The sequence below is a fragment of the Micromonospora sp. CNZ285 genome (assembly GCF_004637285.1).
The window spans coordinates 710,243-730,805 of the sequence record NZ_SPQD01000001.1 but is presented as its reverse complement, the minus strand read 5'-3'; the positions used below and the strand labels follow the sequence as shown (position 1 = coordinate 730,805).

18 protein-coding genes are annotated in these 20,563 nt (G+C 73.5%); 1 reads left to right on the top strand and 17 read right to left on the bottom strand.

What is annotated here, in order from left to right:
- Positions 1–40: 40 nt before the first annotated feature.
- From CLT75_RS03375 to pyrR, 16 genes are all read right to left on the bottom strand, one after another.
- Positions 41–1,336 (bottom strand): cytochrome P450, encoded by a 1,296-nt coding sequence (locus CLT75_RS03375; RefSeq protein ID WP_135239435.1) that lies wholly within the window; start codon positions 1,334–1,336, stop codon positions 41–43.
- A gap of 61 nt (positions 1,337–1,397) precedes the next feature.
- A complete protein-coding gene (locus CLT75_RS03370) occupies positions 1,398–2,378 on the bottom strand; it encodes an AAA family ATPase (RefSeq protein ID WP_135239434.1) in 981 nt (326 codons plus the stop codon).
- Positions 2,379–2,603: 225 nt separating this feature from the next.
- Positions 2,604–4,547 carry a primosomal protein N' gene (locus CLT75_RS03365; protein ID WP_135239433.1) on the bottom strand — a complete coding sequence of 648 codons (1,944 nt, stop codon included), beginning with the start codon at positions 4,545–4,547 and terminating at the stop codon, positions 2,604–2,606.
- Positions 4,548–4,606: 59 nt separating this feature from the next.
- Positions 4,607–5,812 (bottom strand): methionine adenosyltransferase, encoded by a 1,206-nt coding sequence (metK, locus tag CLT75_RS03360; protein WP_135239432.1) that lies wholly within the window; start codon positions 5,810–5,812, stop codon positions 4,607–4,609.
- A gap of 82 nt (positions 5,813–5,894) precedes the next feature.
- Positions 5,895–7,103, bottom strand: a complete 1,209-nt coding sequence (coaBC, locus tag CLT75_RS03355) for a bifunctional phosphopantothenoylcysteine decarboxylase/phosphopantothenate--cysteine ligase CoaBC (RefSeq protein ID WP_135239431.1) — start codon at positions 7,101–7,103, stop codon at positions 5,895–5,897.
- A 14-nt stretch (positions 7,104–7,117) separates the two neighbouring features.
- The gene (gene rpoZ, locus CLT75_RS03350) at positions 7,118–7,384 is read right to left on the bottom strand and encodes a DNA-directed RNA polymerase subunit omega (RefSeq protein WP_013285517.1); all 267 of its coding nucleotides are present in this window, start codon (positions 7,382–7,384) and stop codon (positions 7,118–7,120) included.
- Positions 7,385–7,387: 3 nt separating this feature from the next.
- Entirely contained in the window at positions 7,388–7,939 is a 552-nt protein-coding gene (locus CLT75_RS03345) for a nucleoside/nucleotide kinase family protein (RefSeq protein WP_135239430.1), read from the bottom strand.
- Positions 7,940–7,964: 25 nt separating this feature from the next.
- The gene (mihF, locus tag CLT75_RS03340) at positions 7,965–8,282 is read right to left on the bottom strand and encodes an integration host factor, actinobacterial type (protein WP_013285515.1); all 318 of its coding nucleotides are present in this window, start codon (positions 8,280–8,282) and stop codon (positions 7,965–7,967) included.
- 175 nt (positions 8,283–8,457) lie between these two features.
- Complete coding sequence (gene pyrF, locus CLT75_RS03335) at positions 8,458–9,297, bottom strand: orotidine-5'-phosphate decarboxylase (protein ID WP_135239429.1); 840 nt, start codon at positions 9,295–9,297, stop codon at positions 8,458–8,460.
- An 86-nt stretch (positions 9,298–9,383) separates the two neighbouring features.
- Positions 9,384–10,658: an adenosylmethionine--8-amino-7-oxononanoate transaminase gene (locus CLT75_RS03330; RefSeq protein ID WP_135239428.1), complete on the bottom strand. Its 1,275-nt coding sequence runs from the start codon at positions 10,656–10,658 to the stop codon at positions 9,384–9,386.
- 178 nt (positions 10,659–10,836) lie between these two features.
- A complete protein-coding gene (locus CLT75_RS03325; RefSeq protein ID WP_135239427.1) occupies positions 10,837–11,853 on the bottom strand; it encodes a quinone-dependent dihydroorotate dehydrogenase in 1,017 nt (338 codons plus the stop codon).
- A gap of 37 nt (positions 11,854–11,890) precedes the next feature.
- Complete coding sequence (gene carB, locus CLT75_RS03320) at positions 11,891–15,238, bottom strand: carbamoyl-phosphate synthase large subunit (RefSeq protein WP_135239426.1); 3,348 nt, start codon at positions 15,236–15,238, stop codon at positions 11,891–11,893.
- Positions 15,231–16,403 carry a glutamine-hydrolyzing carbamoyl-phosphate synthase small subunit gene (carA, locus tag CLT75_RS03315; protein WP_135239425.1) on the bottom strand — a complete coding sequence of 391 codons (1,173 nt, stop codon included), beginning with the start codon at positions 16,401–16,403 and terminating at the stop codon, positions 15,231–15,233. The genes carB and carA overlap by 8 nt, the downstream gene beginning before the upstream one ends.
- A 118-nt stretch (positions 16,404–16,521) precedes the next feature.
- Complete coding sequence (locus CLT75_RS03310; protein WP_135239424.1) at positions 16,522–17,799, bottom strand: dihydroorotase; 1,278 nt, start codon at positions 17,797–17,799, stop codon at positions 16,522–16,524.
- Positions 17,796–18,722 (bottom strand): aspartate carbamoyltransferase catalytic subunit, encoded by a 927-nt coding sequence (locus CLT75_RS03305; RefSeq protein WP_135239423.1) that lies wholly within the window; start codon positions 18,720–18,722, stop codon positions 17,796–17,798. Before CLT75_RS03305 ends, CLT75_RS03310 begins: the two co-directional genes overlap by 4 nt.
- Positions 18,719–19,303, bottom strand: a complete 585-nt coding sequence (gene pyrR, locus CLT75_RS03300) for a bifunctional pyr operon transcriptional regulator/uracil phosphoribosyltransferase PyrR (protein ID WP_135239422.1) — start codon at positions 19,301–19,303, stop codon at positions 18,719–18,721. Before pyrR ends, CLT75_RS03305 begins: the two co-directional genes overlap by 4 nt.
- 286 nt (positions 19,304–19,589) lie before the next feature.
- Between pyrR and bldD the strand changes: the two genes are divergently transcribed.
- Positions 19,590–20,078 (top strand): transcriptional regulator BldD, encoded by a 489-nt coding sequence (bldD, locus tag CLT75_RS03295; RefSeq protein WP_013285505.1) that lies wholly within the window; start codon positions 19,590–19,592, stop codon positions 20,076–20,078.
- Positions 20,079–20,139: 61 nt separating this feature from the next.
- On the opposite strand, the gene nusB is transcribed toward bldD, so the two are convergent.
- Positions 20,140–20,550, bottom strand: a complete 411-nt coding sequence (gene nusB, locus CLT75_RS03290; RefSeq protein WP_174361785.1) for a transcription antitermination factor NusB — start codon at positions 20,548–20,550, stop codon at positions 20,140–20,142.
- Between the last annotated feature and the right edge of the window lie 13 nt (positions 20,551–20,563).

Below are 20,563 nucleotides of genomic sequence, written 5' to 3'. Positions count from 1 at the left end.
GGCGTGGCTCCTTGTCTGGGTCGAACGATGCGCGTCCAGTCTACGGAGTCGGCCCGGCCGCCCCGGGTGGCGTACCGGGAACGGTGACCGGGGCCGCCTCCCGCCCCACGCGCACCGGCAGCGTCGCGTGACCACGCAGGGTGAGCCGGACCCGCCGCTCGGGCCGGCCCGCCACCGCCAGCCCGGGCAGCCGGCGCAGCAGCAGCGGGAACGCCACCTGCGCCTCCAGCCGGGCCAGCGCCGCGCCGAGGCAGTAGTGCGGCCCGGCGCCGAATGAGAGCGGCGCGATCTGCGCCCGCCACGGGTCGAAGCGGGCCGGATCGGGATAGCGGCGGGGATCACGGTTGGCCGCGCCGAGCAGCACGATGACCCAGCTCTCCGGCGGCAGGTCGACGTCGCCGTAGCGGGACGGCGCGGTGCTCATCCGCGAGGTGAGCTGCACCGGCGAGTCGTAGCGCAGCAGCTCGTCGACGTAGGCGGGAGCGAGGTCGGGCCGCTCGCGCAGCGCCGCCGCGGCGCGCGGGTGCTCCAGCAGCGCCACCAGGCCGTTGCCGAGCAGGTTCGTGGTGGTCTCGAAGCCCGCCACCAGCAGCACGATGAGGTTGGCGAGCAGCTCGTCGCCGGAGAGCCGGTCGCCGCCGTCGTGCGCCTGGACCAGCGCGGTGGTGAGGTCGTCGGCCGGGGCCCGGCGGCGGGCCGCCACCAGCTCGGTGAAGTAGTCCCGCAGCTCGGTCGCGCCCCGGTCGGCCACGGCCAGCTCGTCGGCGGTGATCTCCGGTTCGAGCACGCCGGTCAGGTCGGTGGCCCAGCGCCGGAACAGCGGCCGGTCCGCCGCCGGCACGCCGAGCAGCGCGCAGATCACGCCGACCGGCAGGGGGTACGCGAACGCGGCCATGAAGTCGACCGGCCCGTCGGCGGCGAGCATCGCGTCGACCAGTTCGTCGGCCTGCGCCCGCACCACGTCGCGCATGGCGGCGATCCGGCGCGGGGTGAACGCGCCCGCGGCCAGCCGCCGCATCCGGCTGTGGTCCGGCGGGTTGGTGCGCAGCATCGACCGGGAGATCGACAGTACCGCCGGGCTCTCCCGCCAGCCCGGCATGAACTGGTCGCGCAGCGCGTCGTCCATCACACCGAACCGCGAGTCGCGCAGGATCGCGTCGGCCTCGGCGTAGCCGGTGACCACGGAGAAGACCGGCCCGGCCTGGACCACCGGGCCGTGCGCGCGCAGCCGCTCGTACGTCGGATAGGGGTCGAGACGACCCTCGGGGGACATCAGCAGCGCGAGCGCGTCGGTCGGATCCACGATTCCGCCTCCCCAGGCATCGGAGGCCTTCATCATGCTCCGGCCCGCCGGATCGGGTGAACCCTCACCGGCGAGGTGGCGGTGTCCCCGGCGGTCAGGCGCCGGCGCCCGGCTCCCCCGCGAGCACCGGGCCGCCGCCGAGCAGCGCGTGCTCCGGCAGCGGCAGCGTGATGCCGTGCGCGTCCTCCCAGTCGTGGATGAGCCCCGGGCGGGCCTGCGCGGTGAAGAAGTCGACGGCGCTGATCCCGCCGACCACCGGCTCGTCCACCTCGGCGACCAGGCGGGCCGCGACCATCGGCAGGCCGGCGCGCACCGCCGCGCTGAGCCGCCGGTGCCCGTCGACGACGAAGAAGTACTCGCCGGTGTAGCCGATGCTCAGCGGCTCCGGCTCGCCGTCGCTGTCGGCCGCCTCGGCGGCGGCGTCGGCGTCCCAGAGGCCGCGCAGCGTCGACACGTCCTCGGTGGGGTACACCCGGTTCGGGTCGAGCAGCAGCAGCGGTCGGCCGGCACGCAGCACGTCCGCGCCGAGGCGGCCCTCGTAGACGTCGATGACGTGCTGGATGACCTGCTCCGGGTTGGCCCGGGTGGTGTCGCAGACCAGGTCGTAGTTGCGCAGGCGGGCCTTGTCGACGCCGTACCGGACGATGAACCGGCCGCGCTCGCTCTCGCTGCGCTCGCGCAGCTTGGCCCGCGCCTCCTCCAGCGAGGTGTAGCTCTCGGCCGGGCCGGACGGGCGGGCGAGCACGCGCCGGGCCGCCTCGGTCGGCTCGGTGATCATGTGCACCTTGAGCGCGTCGGTGAAGAAGTGCCAGGCCAGGCGGGAGTCCATGACCAGGGACTCACCGGAGGCGGCGATGTCGCGCTGGAGCTGGTCGACGTAGCCGTCGACGGCCTGGTCCAACTCGGCGTGCAGGTTGAGCTGGAGGGCGGTCATCTGCCGCTCCTGGGCCATCTGGCGGTAGAGGTCGCCGACGCTGACCCGGCGCAGCCCGAGCCGCTTGGCGATCTCGACCGAGACGGTGCTCTTGCCACTGCCGAGGTCACCGTTGAAGACGATCGACTGACGAACGGTCACGACTGGTCCACCCCTGCTCACCGGCTGACTGACGACATCGAGTGTCGGCCCGACGTGCTCTGGCACCCGCCGCGCCGCGTCCCGCGCGGGAAAACCGCGCGGCTGGGCATGACGGGCGATGCTATCACCGCCCGCTACTCGATTGCCGGACCAGGTGTGCGGCAAACCCCAGCTCACGACCGTGCGCGAGGGTCCGCGTGCGCACTGTCACGCGGTCGCGTCCGATCAGAACAGGGTGAGCGGGTCGACCTGGAGCCGTACGGGGTCGGCCGCCTTGCGGGCGCTGCGCTGCCCGGCGGCGGCGTGCAGCGCCTCGGCCATCGCGGCGGCCCGGGACCGGGGCACGCGGACCAGCATCCGCTCCCGGCCCTCGTCGGCCGGCACCGGGCCGAGCACCTCGGCGTCGCCCGGCAGCCGGGCGCCGGCGAGCAGGTCGGCCACCGCCTCGGCCGTGCCGGTGACGCTCGCCATCCGTACCGCCGGGGGGAAGCCCAGCTCGCGCCGCTCGGCCAGTTCCCGGGCGGCGAACCAGGCGGAGTCCCAGCGCAGCAGCGCCTGCACCGGGGCCAGCGCGCCGTCGGCGACCACCACCACCCGGCCGCCTGCCGTACCGGGCCGGGCCAGCGCGGCGGCGGCCATCCACCGCCGCAGCGCCTCCTCGCCGGCCCGCAGGTCGGCCCGGGTCAGCAGCGCCCACGAGTCGAGCAGCAGCACCGCGCCGTATCCGCCCTCGGCGACCGGCTCGGCGCCCGGGGTGGCGACCACCAGCCCGGCCCCGCCCGGCACGCTCGCCAGCACCTCCTCCCGCCCCGAGGTCCGCACCGGCACGCCGGGGAACGCCCGGCCCAGTTCCTCGGCGGTCCGCCGGGCGCCGGTCACCGAGGCGCGCAGCCGCCGCCCGCCGCACTCCGGGCAGGCGTACGCGGCGGCCACCCGGCCGCACCAGCGGCAGGCGGGCGTGCCCTGCGCCGACGGCAGCGCGAGCGGCCCGGCGCAGTGCGGGCAGCGGGCCGGGGCGCGGCAGTCGGCGCAGGCCACCGACGGCACGTAACCGCGGCGCGGCACCTGCACCAGCACCGGCAGGTCCGCGCGCAGCGCGTCCCGGGCGGTGGTCCAGGCCAGGCTCGGCAGCCGCGCCGAGGCCGCGCCGGGGTCGCGGGCCAGTTGCGGGTCGTCGCCGGTGGGGGCCAGGGCCGGGGTACGCGCGCGCACCACCGCCCGGTCGGCCACCACCTCGCGCGCCCAGCCGGTCTCCACCAGCAACTGCGCCTCGGCGGTACGCGCGTAGCCGCCGACCAGGGCGGCCACGTCGCCGAGCTGCGCCCGGGTGAGCAGCACGTCGCGGGCGTGCGGATAGGGCGCGCGCGGTTCGGCGTGCAGGTCGTCGCCGTCGTCCCAGATCGCCACCAGGCCGAGCCGCCGCACCGGGGCGAACATCGCCGCCCGGGTGCCGATCACCACGTCCACCTCGCCCGTCCGGGCGGTGAGGAAGGCCCGGTAGCGGCGGGCCGGACCGTCGGCGGCGGCGAGCCGGACGTGCCGCCCCGCGCCGAGCACTGCGGTCAGGGCGGCGTCGAGGCGGTCCAGGTCGCGGGCATCGGCCACCACGACCACCGCGCCCCGGCCGCCGGCCACCGTGGCGGCGACCGCGTCGGCGTACCTGTCGGCCCAGTCCTCCCCCGGCAGCGCCGACCAGACCGCGCGGGCGGGCTTGCCGTCGGTGAGCGCGCGCAGCAGCGCCGGCCCGGCCGGGTAGTCCCGCCAGCCGCGCGGGTCCACCTCCGCCGGGCCGCCCGCCCGGGCGTCGGCGTCGGCGTCGGCGTCGGCGGACGGTGGCGCGTCCGCCGCGGTGACGGCCTTCTCGGCGCGGGCGTGCCGGGGCGGCACTGCCAGCCGGAGCACGTCGGCGAGGCTGCCGGCGTACCTGTCGGCGACCGCGCGGGCCAGCCGGGCCACCTCCGGGGAGAGCACCGGCACCGGGGACACGACCTTCTCCAGGTACGCCAGCTTCGGGTGCTCGGACGACTCGACGCGCTCCAGCAGCCAGCCGTCGACGAGCTGCCCGGCGAACCGCACCTTCACGCGTACCCCCGGCCGGGCGTCGGCGTCGAGCGCCTCCGGCACCAGGTAGTCGAAGGGGCGGTCGAGGTGCGGCAGCGGCACGTCCACGCAGACGCGCGCGACCGGCGACCCCGGTGCGGGTCGCCGGTCGCGGCGCGTGGTGGCGGTCAGGCTCCCGCGGCCGACTTGAGGTCGGCGGCCCGGTCGGTGCCCTCCCAGGTCAGCTCCGGCAGCTCCCGGCCGAAGTGGCCGTACGCGGCGGTCTGCTGGTAGATCGGCCGCAGCAGGTGCAGGTCCCGGATGATGGCGGCCGGACGCAGGTCGAACACCTCGGCCACGGCCTTCTCGATCGAGGCGACCGGCACGGTCTCGGTGCCGAACGTCTCGATGAACAGGCTCACCGGGTGCGCCTTGCCGATCGCGTACGCCACCTGCGCCTCGCACCGCTCGGCCAGACCGGCGGCCACGACGTTCTTGGCGACCCAGCGCATCGCGTACGCGGCCGACCGGTCGACCTTCGACGGGTCCTTGCCGGAGAACGCGCCGCCGCCGTGCCGGGCGTACCCGCCGTACGTGTCGACGATGATCTTCCGGCCGGTCAGGCCGGCGTCACCCATCGGGCCGCCGATCTCGAACCGCCCGGTCGGGTTGACCAGCAGCCGGTAACCCTCGGTCTGCAGGCCGAGGCCCTCCAGCTCCGGGGCGATGACGTGGTCGCGGATGTCCGGGGTGAGCAGCGACTCCAGCGAGATGTCCGCGGCGTGCTGGCTGGACACGACGACGGTGTCGAGCCGGACCGGGCGCAGCCCGTCGTACTCGATGGTCACCTGGGTCTTGCCGTCCGGCCGCAGGTACGGGATCGTGCCGTCCTTGCGGACCGCGGCGAGCCGGCGGGCCAGCCGGTGCGCCAGCGCGATCGGCAGCGGCATCAGCTCGGGCGTCTCGGAACAGGCGAAGCCGAACATCATGCCCTGGTCACCGGCGCCCTGCGCGTCCAGCGCGCTCTCCGACCCGCCGGTACGCAGCTCGAAGGCGTTGTCGACGCCCTGGGCGATGTCCGGCGACTGCGCGCCGATGGACACGCTGACGCCGCAGGACGCGCCGTCGAAGCCCTTCTTCGACGAGTCGTAGCCGATGCCGAGGATGGTCTCGCGGACGATGGTCGGGATGTCGGCGTACGCCTTGGTGGTCACCTCGCCGGCCACGTGCACCTGACCGGTGGTGATCAACGTCTCCACCGCGACCCGGCTGTGCGGGTCCTGGGCGAGCAGGGCGTCGAGAATGCCGTCACTGATCTGGTCGGCGATCTTGTCCGGGTGGCCCTCCGTGACCGATTCGGACGTGAAGAGACGTGTCACGGCACTCCTAAGCATGTGAAGACTTTTAAAGGTCGCTCGGCGGCAGTTTAGTCACCGTCGTTCCGCCGTGACCCGATGAACGCGGGTCGACCAACCGTCAGGAACGTGACGGCAGCCGCGGACAGACGAGGTCCCAGACGGCGTCGGCCAGGGCCTCCTTGGGCTGCTCGGGCAGCCGGTGCACGGCGCCGTCGGCGCCGATCACGGTGGCCGCGTTGGTGTCGGCGCCGAAGACCTTGTCCACGCCGACCTCGTTGACCACGATCATGTCGGCCCCCTTGCGGGCCAGCTTGGCCCGGCCGTTGGCCTCCGCGTCGTCGGTCTCGGCCGCGAAGATCACCAGCACCTGCCCGGGACGGCGGACGCGTCCCAGCTCGGCGGCGATGTCCGGGTTGGTGACCAGCTCGATGGTCGGCGCGACGCCGTCGTCGGACTTCTTGATCTTCCCGCTGGCGTAGCTGGCGGGCCGGAAGTCGGCGGGCGCGGCGGCCATCACCACGGCGTCCGCGTCGGCGGCGGCCGCGAGCGTGGCGGCGCGCAGTTCCTCGGTGGTACCCACCCGGACCAGGTCCACCCCGGCCGGGTCCGGCAGCGCCACGTTGGCCGCGACGAGCGTGACCCGGGCGCCCCGGGCCACGGCGGCGCGGGCGAACGCGTACCCCTGCTTGCCGGACGACCGGTTGCCCAGGAACCGGACCGGGTCCAGCGGCTCCCGGGTGCCCCCGGCGGTGACCACCACGTGCCGGCCGGCCAGGTCGGCCTCGGCCTCGACGCCGCGGGCCAGGGCCCGCCGGGCCACCGCGAAGATCTCCGCCGGGTCGGGCAGCCGGCCCTTGCCGGTGTCCCGCCCGGTGAGCCGGCCCACTGCGGGCTCGATCACGCGGACGCCGCGCGAGCGCAGCGTGGCCACGTTCGCCACGGTCGCCGGGTGCTCCCACATCTCGGTGTGCATGGCCGGGGCCAGCAGCACCGGGCAGCGCGCGGTCAGCAGCGTGTTGGTGAGCAGGTCGTCGGCGAGGCCGTGGGCGGCCTTGGCGAGCAGGTCGGCGGTGGCCGGTGCGACCACGACCAGGTCGGCGTGCTGCCCGAGCCGCACGTGCGGCACCTCGTGCACGTCGGACCAGACGTCGTCGGCGACCGGCCGGCCGGACAGGGCCGCCCAGGTCGGCGCCCCGACGAAGCGGAGCGCCGAGGCGGTCGGCACCACCCGGACCCGGTGACCCGACTCGGTGAAGAGCCGGAGCAGCTCACACGCCTTGTAGGCGGCGATGCCGCCGCCGACCCCGAGGACGATCTCGGCGGGCATCGGCGCGGGCGCGGTTACGGCTGGTCGGTCGGCTCGGCGGTGAGCAGGCCCGCGTTGATCTCGCGCATGGCGATGGAGAGCGGCTTCTCCTGCGGGGTGGTCTCCACCAGCGGGCCGACGTACTCCAGGAGACCCTCACCGAGCTGGCTGTAGTAGGCGTTCACCTGACGGGCGCGCTTGGCGGCGAAGATGACCAGCGCGTACTTCGAGGTGGTCTTCTCGAGCAGCTCGTCGATCGGCGGGTTGGTGATGCCCTCGGGGTTGGTGGCGATGGATCCCACGAATTAAACCTCTGCGTCTCGTGCGCCGCCCGCGGGCGGTCGGGCCGGAGCCAGGAAGGACGAACCGAGCAATCCTACCAGCTCCGCCGCGGCGCGCTCGGTGTGGTCGTGTGCCACGGCGTGGGCGAAGACGGCCGCGACGTCCGGGTCCGCCCGGTACGCCGGCGGCGCGAGCAGCACCAGCCGGCTGCCGGGCGCCGCCGCCCGTACCGCCAGGGCGCCGCCCAGGTCCAGCGGCAGCAGCACCGGCCGCCCCTCGGCGAGCCGCGTGCGCACCCCGGCCCGGGGCACCCCCCGGCGGTACGGCCCGATCCGGCACCACTCCAGCAGCTCCCCGGCGGCGATCAGCCGGTCGAAGCCGGGCGCGTCGAGGAAGACGCGGTCCACGCCGTCGCGCTCGTCCGGACGGGGCGGGCGGGTGGTGGCGACCACCGGCACCCAGACAGACGCAAGGCGCGCCCGGACCGCCTCGACGACACTGCTCCGGCCGGCCCCGGAGGGACCGGACAGGACAGTGAGCCGAGCCGCCGAGCGCGCCTCGTCATCCGTGCTCACCGCTTGTTTCTACACGGCGGGCCGTTCAGTTGGCGGCGAACTCTCCGAGCAGAGCCTTGCGCTGCTGCTCGCCGAGGCCGCGCAGGCGACGGCTGTCGGCGATCTTGAGCTTCTCCATGATCTGGGTGGCCCGGATCTTGCCGATGCCCGGCATCGCCTGGAGCACGGCCGAAACCTTCAGCTTGCCCACGACGTCGTCGGACTCGGCCCGCTCGAGGACGGTGGCGAGGGTGGTCTTGCCCTGCTTGAGCTGCTCCTTCAGCTCAGCGCGGGCCTTGCGGATCTCCGCGGCCTTCTCCAGCGCGGCAGCGCGCTGCTCGGGGGTCAGTGACGGGAGCGGCACCAGTTCTCCTCAGGTCCCTAGTACGGCGGGCTGAGCGCCCCACCGCATCTGTGAAACGTGGTGTCGCTGGCAACCAAAGGGGTCCGTGGTTCCCAGCGCGGGGAAAACTAGCGGTCAACGGAGATTTCGGCAACGTGGACGCGCGATGATCAACGCAAAGTGACCGAGCCGTCAGTCAGTCCGCCGTGCCCAGGGCGGCCCGGCAGTCGGCCAGCACCCGCTCGGTGGCGGCCCGCAGGTCGGCCGGGTCGGGGCCCGCGCCGAGCACCTCCCGGGAGTACGAGGGAAGCACCGACGGCAGCGCGGCGCCGAACACGGTACGCAACCCGGCGGGCGTTCCGCCCTGCGCGCCCAGCCCCGGCGCGAGCAGCGGACCGTTCACCGAGTCCAGATCGTGACCCGTCTCACCGATCGTCGCCCCGACCACCAGACCGAAGCTGCCGAGTGGTTCCGCACCCCTGTTGAGCTGGGAAATCTCGTCGATCACGGTCTGCGCGACGGTGCGCCCGTCGGCGCCCACGGCGCGCTGCACGGAGGCACCCTCCGGGTTGGACGTGAGCGCCAGGACGAAGACCCCGCCGCCGTGCTCGGCGGCGGTGGAGAACATCGGGGCGAGCGAACCTACTCCCAGGTAGGGGCTCGCGGTGACCGCGTCGACATACAGAGGGCTGGATGGATCGAGGTACGCCGACGCGTACGCGGCGACCGTCGAGCCGATGTCGCCGCGCTTCACGTCAAGCAGAGTGAGCGCTCCCAAATCTCGCAACTGTCGGATAGTTGACTCAAGCACGCCGACACCCCGGGCGCCGAAGCGCTCGAAGAACGCCGACTGCGGCTTGACCACGGCGACCCGGTCACCGATCGCCTCCACCACCGTGCGGCAGAACCGCTCCAGGCCCGCCACGTCGTCGGACAGGCCCCAGGCGGTCAGCAACCCGGGGTGCGGGTCGATCCCCACGCAGAGCGGCCCTCGTTCCGCCACGGCCCGGTGCAGACGGGCGCCGAACGTCTCCATGCGTCTCTCCCTCTCCCGGCGGCTCCGGGCCGCCTGGCGTGTCCGGCGACGGGCCTTCCGTCGCGCCCTGTCGTATCCGGCCAGGCTCAGCCGGCCTTGACCGCCGCGGCCACTCCGGCCGCGATCCGCGCCACGTCCGCGGCGTCGCAGACGTACGGCGGCATCGTGTAGACGAGATCCCGGAACGGGCGCAGCCACACCCCCTCGGCCACCGCGGCGGCTGTCGCCCGGGGCAGGTCCACCTCGTGGTCGAGCTGCACCACCCCGATCGCGCCGAGCACGCGGACGTCGGCCACGCCGGGCGCGTCCCGCAGCGGCTCCAGACCGGCCCGCAGGCCCTCCGCGATGCCCGCCACGCGTCCCGCCCAGTCCCCGGCCCGCAGCAGGTCCAGGGAGGCGTTGGCGACGGCACAGGCGAGCGGGTTGCCCATGAACGTCGGTCCGTGCGCCAGCACCCCGTCGGCGGAGATCGCCCGCGCCACCTCGGGCGTGCACAGCGCCGCGGCGAGCGTCAGGTACCCGCCGGTGAGCGCCTTGCCGACGCAGAGCACGTCCGGGGCGACACCGGCGTGCTCGGCGGCGAACATCCGGCCGGTCCGGCCGAAGCCGGTGGCGATCTCGTCGAACACCAGCAGGATGCCGTGCCGCCGGGTCACCTCGCGCAGCACGCGCAGGTACCGCGGGTGGTGGAACCGCATCCCGCCGGCGCCCTGGACCACCGGCTCCACGATCACCGCGGCCAGCTCGTCGGCGTGCCGCTCCACCGCGTCCACCAGCGCCGCCTCGTACGCCGGGTCCGGCGCCGCGTCGAAGCCGGGCGGCGGCACCGGCGCGAACACCTGCCGGGGCAGTACGTCGCCCCAGAGGTGGTGCATGCCGCCCTCCGGGTCGCACACGCTCATCGGGTGGAACGTGTCGCCGTGGTAGCCGCCGCGCCAGGTGCCCAGCCGGCGGCGCTGCGGACGCCCCCGCGCCCGCTGGTACTGCAGGCACATCTTCACCGCCACCTCGACGCTCACCGAGCCGGAGTCGGCCAGGAAGACGTGTTCCAGGCCGTCCGGGGTCAGCTCGACGAGCGTGCGCGCCAGGCGTACCGCGGGCTCGTGGGTGAGCCCGCCGAACATCACGTGGCTCATCCGCCTGAGCTGGTCGGTCACCGCGGCGTCGAGCACCGGGTGCCGGTAGCCGTGGATCGCCGCCCACCACGACGACATGCCGTCGACCAGTTCCCGCCCGTCCGCCAGCCGCAGACGCACCCCCGCGGCGCTCTCGATGACGTACGGCGCGCTGGCGCCGGGCATCGGGGCGTACGGGTGCCACACGTGCCGCCGGTCGGCTTCCAGAATCTCCTCAGGCGTCACGTCTCCTCCTCCTCCACCCCTCTCCCTCCCCGCTCTCCCCCGCTCTCCCCCGCCCCCTCTCCCCGCTGATCTTGCAGTTGCGGCCCTCGCCGTGTCCGGAACGCGGTGGTATGCCAGGGCGGGAAGTGCAAGATCGCGCGGGGTCAGGGGCGGGGCGGGGGCGGGGTCGGGGGCGGGGTCAGGGTCGGGTGGCTGTTCGGGTGATGGCCCGGGTCAGGGCGGGGCCACGGTAGATGAAGCCGGTGTAGAGCTGGAGCAGGGAGGCGCCGGCGTCGAACATGCGTGTCGCGTCGTCCGGGTGCAGGATGCCGCCCACGCCGATCACCGGTAGCCGGCCGCCGGTCTCCCGGTGCACGAACGCGACCATCTCCCGGGCCCGGGCGGTCAGCGGCCGGCCGGACAGCCCGCCGGCCTCGGCGGCGCGCTCCCGGTCGGCCGGGGCGAGCCCGTCGCGGGCGAGCGTGGTATTGGTGGCGATGACCCCGGCCGCGCCCCGGTCGAGGCACACCTCCAGCAGCTCGGCCACGGCCGGCTCGGTCAGGTCCGGGGCGATCTTCACCAGCACCGGTTTCTCCCCCACCAGCGCGGCGAGCAACGCGTCCAGATGTGATCGGTCCTGAAGCGACCGCAGTCCGGGAGTGTTCGGTGAGGACACGTTCACCGCGAAGTAGTCGCCGTGCTCCTTGAGCGCCCGGTAGGAGGCGAGGTAGTCCTCGACCGCCTCGTCCAGCGGGGTCACCTTGGACTTGCCGAGCGAGATGCCCAGCGGCACGCCGAGCGGGCGCGGCAGCGCGGCCAGCCGGTCCGCGAGCGCCGCCGCGCCCGCGTTGTTGAAGCCCATCCGGTTGATCACCGCTTCGCTGTCGCGCAGCCGGAACAGCCGGGGCCGGGGGTTGCCCGGCTGGGCGTGCGCGGTCACGGTGCCGACCTCGACGAAGCCGAAGCCGAGCGCCGGCCAGGCCGGCAACGCGAGTCCGTTCTTGTCCATGCCGGCCGCCAGCCCGACCGGGTTGGGGAAGCGCACCCCGAACACGGTGCGCGGCGCCGACCGGAAGTACGCCGCGCGCATCGCGGCGAGGACCGCCGGCCGGCGGGACACCGCGCCCAGCCGCGCCAGCGTCCACTCGTGCGCCCCCTCGGCGTCCCCGCCCGCGAGCGAGAACAACCGGGGCCGCACCACCTTCTCGAAGATCACGCCGCCAACCTCATGATCGGCGCGTGGAGGCGCGGAGTCACTCGCCCGCCCGCAGGGCGGCGTGCAGGTCCTGCAGCGGGCGGACCTTCAGGTCGCCCCGGATGCGGGCCTCGATGCCCATCACCGCGGCGGCGGCGCCGGGCACTGTGGTGACGCACGGGATGTCCACGCTCACCGCCGCGCTGCGGATCTCGTACCCGTCGGAACGGGCGCTCGCCCCGGAGCCCTGCGGCGTGTTCACCACCAGCGCCACGTCCCCGCCGAGGATCAGCGACACCGCGTCCGCGCCCTCACCCGACTCGTAGTGCTTGCGGATCTGCTCGCAGGCGATGCCGTGCCGGCGCAGCACCTCGGCCGTGCCGGTGGTGGCCACGATCTCGAAGCCCAGGTCGGCCAGGCGCTTGATCGGGAAGATCATGCCGCGCTTGTCCCGGTTGGCGACCGAGACGAAGATCTTCCCGGCGGTGGGCAGCGACCCGTACGCGGCGGCCTGGGACTTGGCGAACGCCTGCCCGAAGCCGGTGTCGATGCCCATCACCTCGCCGGTGGACTTCATCTCCGGGCCGAGCAGCACGTCGATGCCCTTGCCGGAGGGGGTGCGGAACCGCTTGAACGGCAGCACCGCCTCCTTGACCGCGATCGGCGCGTCGGCCGGCATGGTGCCGCCATCGCCGGTGGGCGGCAGCATCCCCTCGTCGCGCAGCTGCGCGACGGTGGCGCCGAGCGCGATCCGGGCCGCCGCCTTCGCCAGCGGCACCGCGGTGGCCTTCGAGACGAACGGTACGGTCCGGGAGGCGCGCGGGTTGGCCTCCAGCACGTAGAGCATGTCGCCCTGCAGCGCGTACTGGACGTTCAGCAGGCCGCGCACCCCGATGCCGCGGGCGATCTGCTCGGTGTAGTGCCGCACCTGGGCCAGGTGCGAGCCGGCCAGGGTGATCGGCGGCAGCGCGCAGGACGAGTCGCCGGAGTGGATGCCGGCCTCCTCGATGTGCTCCATCACGCCGCCCAGGTAGACGTCGCCGTCGGCGTCCACGAGCGCGTCCACGTCGATCTCGATGGCGTCGTCCAGGAACCGGTCCACCAGCACCGGGCGGTCCGGCGAGATGGCGGTGGCCCGGCCGATGTAGTCGCGCAGCGTGGCGTCGTCGTAGACGATCTCCATGCCGCGCCCGCCGAGCACGTACGAGGGGCGGACCAGCACCGGGTACCCGATCTCGTCGGCGATCGCCTTCGCCTCGTCGTACGAGGTGGCCATGCCGTGCGCGGGCGCGCGCAGCCCGGCCCGGGCCAGCACCGCGCCGAACGCGCCGCGCTCCTCGGCCAGGTGGATCGACTCCGGGGAGGTGCCGACGATCGGCACGCCGGCGTTCTTGAGCCGCTGCGCCAGGCCCAGCGGGGTCTGCCCGCCGAGCTGGACGATCACCCCGATGACGCCGGGGCCGCCCGCCTCCCTGCCGGAGGAGTCCTCGGCGTGCCAGACCTCCAGCACGTCCTCGAACGTCAGCGGCTCGAAGTAGAGCCGGTCGGCGGTGTCGTAGTCGGTGGAGACGGTCTCCGGGTTGCAGTTGACCATGACGGTCTCGTAGTCCACGGCCCGCAACGCCTGGACCGCGTGCACGCACGAGTAGTCGAACTCGATGCCCTGACCGATCCGGTTCGGCCCGGAGCCGAGGATGAGCACCTTCGGCCGGGCCGAGGGCGCCACCTCGGTCTCCGAGTCGTACGTCGAGTAGTGGTACGGCGTGGTCGCCTCGAACTCGGCCGCGCAGGTGTCCACCGTCTTGTAGACCGGCCGGACGCCGAGCCGGTGCCGCAGCGTGCGTACGCCGTCCTCGGCGGCCAGCTCGGGACGCAGCGCGGCGAGCTGCCGGTCGGACAGGCCGGCCCGCTTGGCCCGGCGCAGCAGGGCGGCGTCGAGCACCGGCGCGTCCACGATCTCGGCGCGCAGCTCGACCAGCGAGGCGATCTGGTCCAGGAACCACGGGTCCATGCCGCCGGAGGCCTCGGACACCTCGGCGATCGACGCGCCGAGGCGCAGCGCCCGCTCGACCGTGTAGAGCCGGCCGTCGTGCGGCGTGCGCAGCGCCGCGAGGGTGTTCTCCCGGGTCGCGTCCTGCGGGTCGGGGACGGTCCAGAAACCGGATGATTTGGTTTCCATCGAGCGCATCGCCTTGTTCAGCGCCTCGGTGAAGTTGCGGCCCAGGCTCATCGCCTCGCCCACCGACTTCATCGTGGTGGTCAGCTCCGGGTCGGCGCCGGGGAACTTCTCGAACGCGAACCGGGGGATCTTCACCACCACGTAGTCGAGCGTCGGCTCGAACGCGGCGGGCGTCTTCAGCGTGATGTCGTTGGGGATCTCGTCGAGCGTGTAGCCGATGGCGAGCTTCGCGGCGATCTTCGCGATCGGGAAGCCGGTGGCCTTCGACGCCAGCGCCGAGGAACGCGACACCCGCGGGTTCATCTCGATCACGACGATCCGGCCGTCGGCCGGGTTCACCGCGAACTGGATGTTGCAGCCGCCGGTGTCCACACCGACCTCGCGCAGCACCGCGATGCCGAGGTCACGCAGCCGCTGGTACTCCCGGTCGGTGAGCGTCATCGACGGGGCGACGGTGACGCTGTCGCCGGTGTGCACACCCATCGGGTCGACGTTCTCGATCGAGCAGACCACCACCACGTTGTCGTGGCGGTCGCGCATCAGTTCGAGCTCGTACTCCTTCCAGCCGAGCACGCTCTCCTCGATGAGCACCTCGTGCACCGGGCTGGCCGCCAGGCCGGAACCGGCGATGCGCTCCAGGTCCTCGTCGGTGTGCGCCATGCCGGAGCCGAGGCCGCCCATGGTGAACGACGGCCGGATGACCACCGGCAGGCCCAGGTCGGCGACCGTCTCGCGGACCTCGTCCATCGAGTGGCAGACCCGCGAGCGCGGCACCAGCGCCGACGGATCGTCCAGGCCCAGCCGTACGCCGGCCTTCGCGACGATCTCCTTGAACAGCTGCCGGTCCTCGCCCCGGTTGATCGCCTCGATGTTCGCGCCGATCAGCTCGACGCCGTACTTCTCCAGCACGCCCGCCTCGTGCAGGGCGACAGCGGTGTTCAGCGCGGTCTGCCCGCCGAGCGTCGGCAGCAGCGCGTCGGGGCGCTCCTTGGCGATGACCAGCTCGACGAACTCCGGGGTGATCGGCTCGACGTACGTGGCGTCGGCGAACTCCGGGTCCGTCATGATCGTCGCCGGGTTCGAGTTGACCAGGCTGACCCGGATCCCCTCGCTGCGCAGCACCCAGCAGGCCTGGGTGCCGGAGTAGTCGAACTCGCAGGCCTGTCCGATCACGATCGGCCCGGAGCCGATCACCAGGACGTGCTTGAGGTCGGTCCGCTTAGGCATTCTTTCCGCCTTCACTCTGCTGCCGGTCGAAGCCACGGCCTTCGATCAACTCGGCGAAACGGTCGAAGAGGTAGTCCGCGTCGTGCGGGCCGGCCGCCGCCTCCGGGTGGTACTGGACGGTGAAGGCGGGCACGTCCACGGCCCGCAGCCCCTCGACCACGTTGTCATTGAGGCAGACGTGAGACACCTGGACACCGCCGAACTCGGTCTGGATCACCTGATCCGGCACCACCGCGCCGTCCCCGGCACCCGGCACCTGCACCGCGAAGCCGTGGTTGTGGCTTGTCACCTCGACCTTGCCGGTGGCCCGGTCGAGCACCGGCTGGTTGATGCCGCGGTGGCCGTACCCCAGCTTGTAGGTGCCGAAGCCGAGCGCCCGGCCGAGGATCTGGCTGCCGAAGCAGATGCCGAACAGCGGGATCCGCCGGGTCAGCACCTCCCGGGCCAGCGCCACCGGGCCGTCGGCGGTCGCCGGGTCGCCCGGGCCGGGCGAGAAGAAGACCGCGTCCGCGCCGGTGGCGAGCAGGTCCTCGATCGTCGACCCGGCGGGCAGCACGTGGGTGGTGACGCCGCGGGCGGCGAGCCGGCGCGGCACGTTGCGCTTGATGCCCAGGTCCACCGCGGCCACCGTGAACCGGTGCTCGCCCTGCGCCTCGACGACGTACGGCTTGGCCGTGGTCACCTCGTCGGACAGGTTCGCGCCGACCATCTGCGGCGAGCGGCGCACCCGCTCCAGCAGGGCGGCCGGGTCGTCCTCGACGCTGGAGATGCCGACGCGCATCGCGCCGCGCTCGCGCAGGTGCCGGGTCAGCGCCCGGGTGTCCACGCCGCTGATGCCGACGACGCCCTCGGCGGCGAGCCGGTCCTCCAGGCCGCCGCCGGCCCGCCAGTTGGAGCTGATCCGGGCCGGGTCGCGCACCACGTACCCGGCCACCCAGATCCGGTCGGACTCGTCGTCCTCGCCGTTGACGCCGGTGTTGCCGATGTGCGGCGCGGTCTGCACCACCACCTGCCTGTGGTACGACGGGTCGGTGAGCGTCTCCTGGTAGCCGGTCATGCCGGTGTTGAAGACCGCCTCGCCGAAGGTCTCCCCGACGCTGCCGTACGCCTCACCGTGGAACGTGCGCCCGTCCTCCAGGACGAGGATCGCGCTTCTCCGCCTCATGCTGCGCCTCCTTCGATCCCGACTGCGGGACTCCGCTCCGCTACGTTCCTCGCTCGGATCACTGTGTCTCCTTCGATCCGGACTGCGGGACTCCGCTCCGCTACGTTCCTCGCTCGGATCACTTGACAGCCTTTCCGTCCAGGACCGTCGGCTCGCCGCGCAGGAAGGTCGCCACGATGCGACCCGGCAGCGTCATGCGGGCGTACGGGGTGTTGCGACTGCGACTGGCCAGCTCCGCCGGTTCGATGACGCGCCGGGCGGCCGGGTCGACCAGGGTCAGGTTGGCCGGTACGCCGGGCGCCGGGTCGAGGCCGTGCCCGGTCAGCCCGGCGATCCGGGCCGGCGTGCGGGACATCCGCTCGGCGATCAGGTCCCAGCGAGGGCCGAACACGTCGAGCGCGATCGACAGTGCCGTCTCCAGGCCGAGCATGCCCGGCCTGGCGTACGCCCACTCGCACTCCTTGTCCTCCACGGCGTGCGGCGCGTGGTCGGTGGCGATGATGTCGATCACGCCCTCGGCCAGCGCCTCCCGCAACGCGGCGATGTCGGCGGCGGTGCGCAGCGGCGGGTTGACCTTGAAGACCGGGTCGTAGCTCTCCGCTTTCTCGTCCGTCAGCAGCAGGTGGTGCGGCGTCACCTCGGCGGTGACCCGCACCCCGCGCGCCTTGGCCTGGCGCAGCACCTCGACGCTGCCGGCGGTGGAGACGTGGCAGACGTGCAGGCGGCTGCCGACGTGCTCGGCCAGCAGCACGTCCCGGGCGATGATCGCCTCCTCGGCGACGGCCGGCCAGCCGGTCAGGCCGAGGCGGGTGGACACCTCGCCCTCGTGCATCTGCGCGCCCTCGGTGAGCCGGGGCTCCTCGGCGTGCTGGGCGATCACGCCGTCGAACGCCTTGACGTACTCCAGCGCCCGGCGCATCAGCCGCGGGTCGGACACGCAGTGCCCGTCGTCGGAGAAGATCCGCACCCCGGCGGCGGAGTCGGCCATCGCGCCCAGCTCGGCCAGGCGCTCGCCGGCCAGCCCGACGGTGACCGCGCCGATCGGCTGCACGTCGACCAGGCCGGCCTCCCGGCCGAGCCGCCAGACCTGCTCGACCACACCGGCGGTGTCCGCGACCGGCGAGGTGTTCGCCATCGCGCAGACCGCCGTGTAGCCGCCGAGCGCCGCCGCCCGGGACCCGGACTCGACCGTCTCGGCGTCCTCCCGCCCGGGCTCGCGCAGGTGGGTGTGCAGGTCGACCAGGCCGGGCAGCGCGACCAGGCCGGTCGCGTCGATGACTGTGGCGTCGTCCGCGGCGAGCCCGCGGCCCGTCCCGGCCACCACGCCGTCGCGGATGAGCAGGTCGGTCGGCTCGCCGCCGACCACACTGACGCCTGTGATGAGGTACGCGGTCACCGGTTGTTCCCTCCGAGCAGCAGGTAGAGCACGGCCATCCGCACGGAGACCCCGTTGGCGACCTGTTCGACGATGGTGGAGCGGGGCGAGTCGGCCACCTCGGGCGTGATCTCCATGCCCCGGTTCATCGGGCCGGGGTGCATGACGATCGCGTGCTCGGGCAGCCGGCGCATGCGCGGTCCGTCGAGCCCGTAGCGACGGGCGTACTCGCGGGCCGACGGGAAGTAGGAGTCACCCATCCGCTCGCGCTGCACCCGCAGCATCATCACCACGTCCACACCTGGGAGAACGGCGTCGAGGTCGTAACAGACGTCGGTGCCGGGCGCCAGGGCGGCGGCGATGTCGACCGGGATGAGCGTGGGCGGGCCGACCAGGGTGACCTTCGCGCCGAGCGTGGACAGCAGCAGCACGTTCGAGCGGGCCACCCGGGAGTGCAGCACGTCGCCGACGATCGCCACGTGCAGGCCGTCGAGCCGGCCCAGCCGGGACCGCATCGTGTACGCGTCGAGCAGCGCCTGGGTGGGGTGCTCGTGGGTGCCGTCGCCGGCGTTCACGACCGACCCGTCCACCCACTCGGCGAGCCGGTGCGGCGCGCCGGAGGCGGGGTGCCGGACGACCACCGCGTCCGCGCCCATCGCCTGGAGCGTGAGCGCGGTGTCCTTCAGGCTCTCCCCCTTGGCCACGCTGGAGCCCTTGGCGGAGAAGTTGATCACGTCGGCGCTGAGCCGCTTGGCGGCCGCCTCGAACGAGATCCGGGTCCGGGTGGAGTCCTCGTAGAAGAGGTTGACCACGGTGCGCCCACGCAACGCGGGCAGCTTCTTGACCTCACGCCCGGCCACCGTCGCCATCTCCGCGGCGGTGTCCAGGACCAGGGTGGCGGTGCCGGCGTCCAGGTCGGCGCCGGAGAGCAGGTGCCGGATCATGAGAGGGGCCCTCCGTACAGCCGTACCTCGTCGGCGCCGTCGGTCTCGGCGAGGGTGACCTTGACGTTCTCGGCCAGCGCGGTGGGGATGTTCTTGCCGACGTAGTCGGCGCGGATCGGCAGCTGGCGGTGACCACGGTCGACCAGGACCGCGAGCTGCACGGACGCCGGCCGGCCCACGTCGCTGAGCGCGTCGAGCGCGGCCCGTACGGTGCGGCCGGAGAACAGCACGTCGTCGACGAGGATCACCCGCCTGCCGTCGATCCCGCCGGTGGGCAGGTCGGTCGGGCCGACCGCGCGGGTGGCGTGCCGGCGCAGGTCGTCGCGGTAGAGCGTGATGTCGAGCACGCCGACCGGGACTGTGACGTCCTCGAAGGTGCTGATCCGGTCCGCGAGGCGGTGGGCCAGCGGCACACCCCGGGTGGGGATGCCGAGCAGCACCGTGTCGGCGGCGCCCTGGGTCTTCTCCAGGATCTGGTGGGCGATGCGGTCGACCACCCGCGACACGTCCGCTGCGGCGAGGATCACCTTCACCGAGGGTTGTCGCGGCGGCGACGAATGGGCAGCCGGTGGGTAGGCCACGGCGGACCTCCTTCCCCGCCTCACGGGACGGGTCGTTAAAGGACGTCTGGTCGGCTCCGGCAGGCCCGCGCAGGGCCCGGACCGGGGCTTCACGCCACGTTACCAGCGGTCACCGGGCCGCCCGCCGCCGGTCCTGACCTGCTGGTCAGCCCGGAGAAATGGGGACAAGCCACACGTGGGTGCCGGACCCGGTGGACGGCAACACTTGACCACATGTCGCAATCCCCGTACCGTCACGCTCCGTAGCGATAGCTCGGGGAACCCGAACAGCACTGGGAGTGTCCGAATGCCCTCTGAATACGCCAAGTCGCTGGGCGCCCGCCTGCGCTCCATCCGCCAGCAGCAGGGTCTGTCCCTGCAGGGGGTGGAGGAGAAGTCGAACGGGCGGTGGAAGGCCGTGGTGGTCGGCTCGTACGAGCGCGGCGACCGCGCCGTCACCGTGTCCCGCCTGGCGGAGCTGGCCGACTTCTACCGCGTTCCCGTCTCGGAGCTGCTGCCCGACGGCAGCGGGGTGCGTCACGAGCCCACCAGCAAGATCGTCCTGGACCTGGAGCGGCTCTACGACGAGGCCTCCGAGGACCTCGCGTACGTGGCCCGCTACGCGCGCGCCATCCAGCAGCAGCGCGGCGACTACAACGGCCGCGTGCTCTCGATCCGCGCCGACGACCTGCGCGCCCTCGCGATCGTCTACGACGCCTCGCCGTCGGGCCTGATCGAGCGGCTGACCGAGCACGGCGTGCTGGTCGCCGACCCGCGGGCGTTCTTCGCGTCCTGACACCCCGTACGACCGAAAGGGCCCGTGCCGACCGGCACGGGCCCTTCGTCGTCGCGGCGCGTCAGCGCGTGGCGTACTCGGCGATCCGGCCGAGGATGCCGTTGAGGAAGCGCGGCGAGTCGTCGGTCGACATCTGCCGGGCCAGCTCCACGGCCTCACTGATCGCCACCGCGTCGTCGATCTCGTCGACGTAGAGCAGCTCGTACACGGCGATCCGGGCCAGGTTGCGGTCGACCACCGGCATGCGCTCCAGCGTCCACCCCTCGGCGTAGCTGGCGATCGTCTCGTCGATCCGGTCGAGGTGCGCCGCCACGCCCTCGACCAGCCCGACCGCGTAGCCGAGGTGGTCGGGGCGGGGCTGTTCGATCCGTTCCAGGTAACCGGCGAGCACCTCGACCGGCGGGCGGTCCCGCAGGTCGGCCTCGAAGAGCACGTCCAGCGCCCGCTTACGCGCCTTGCGGCGCGCCGGCATCTGCTGCTTGGGG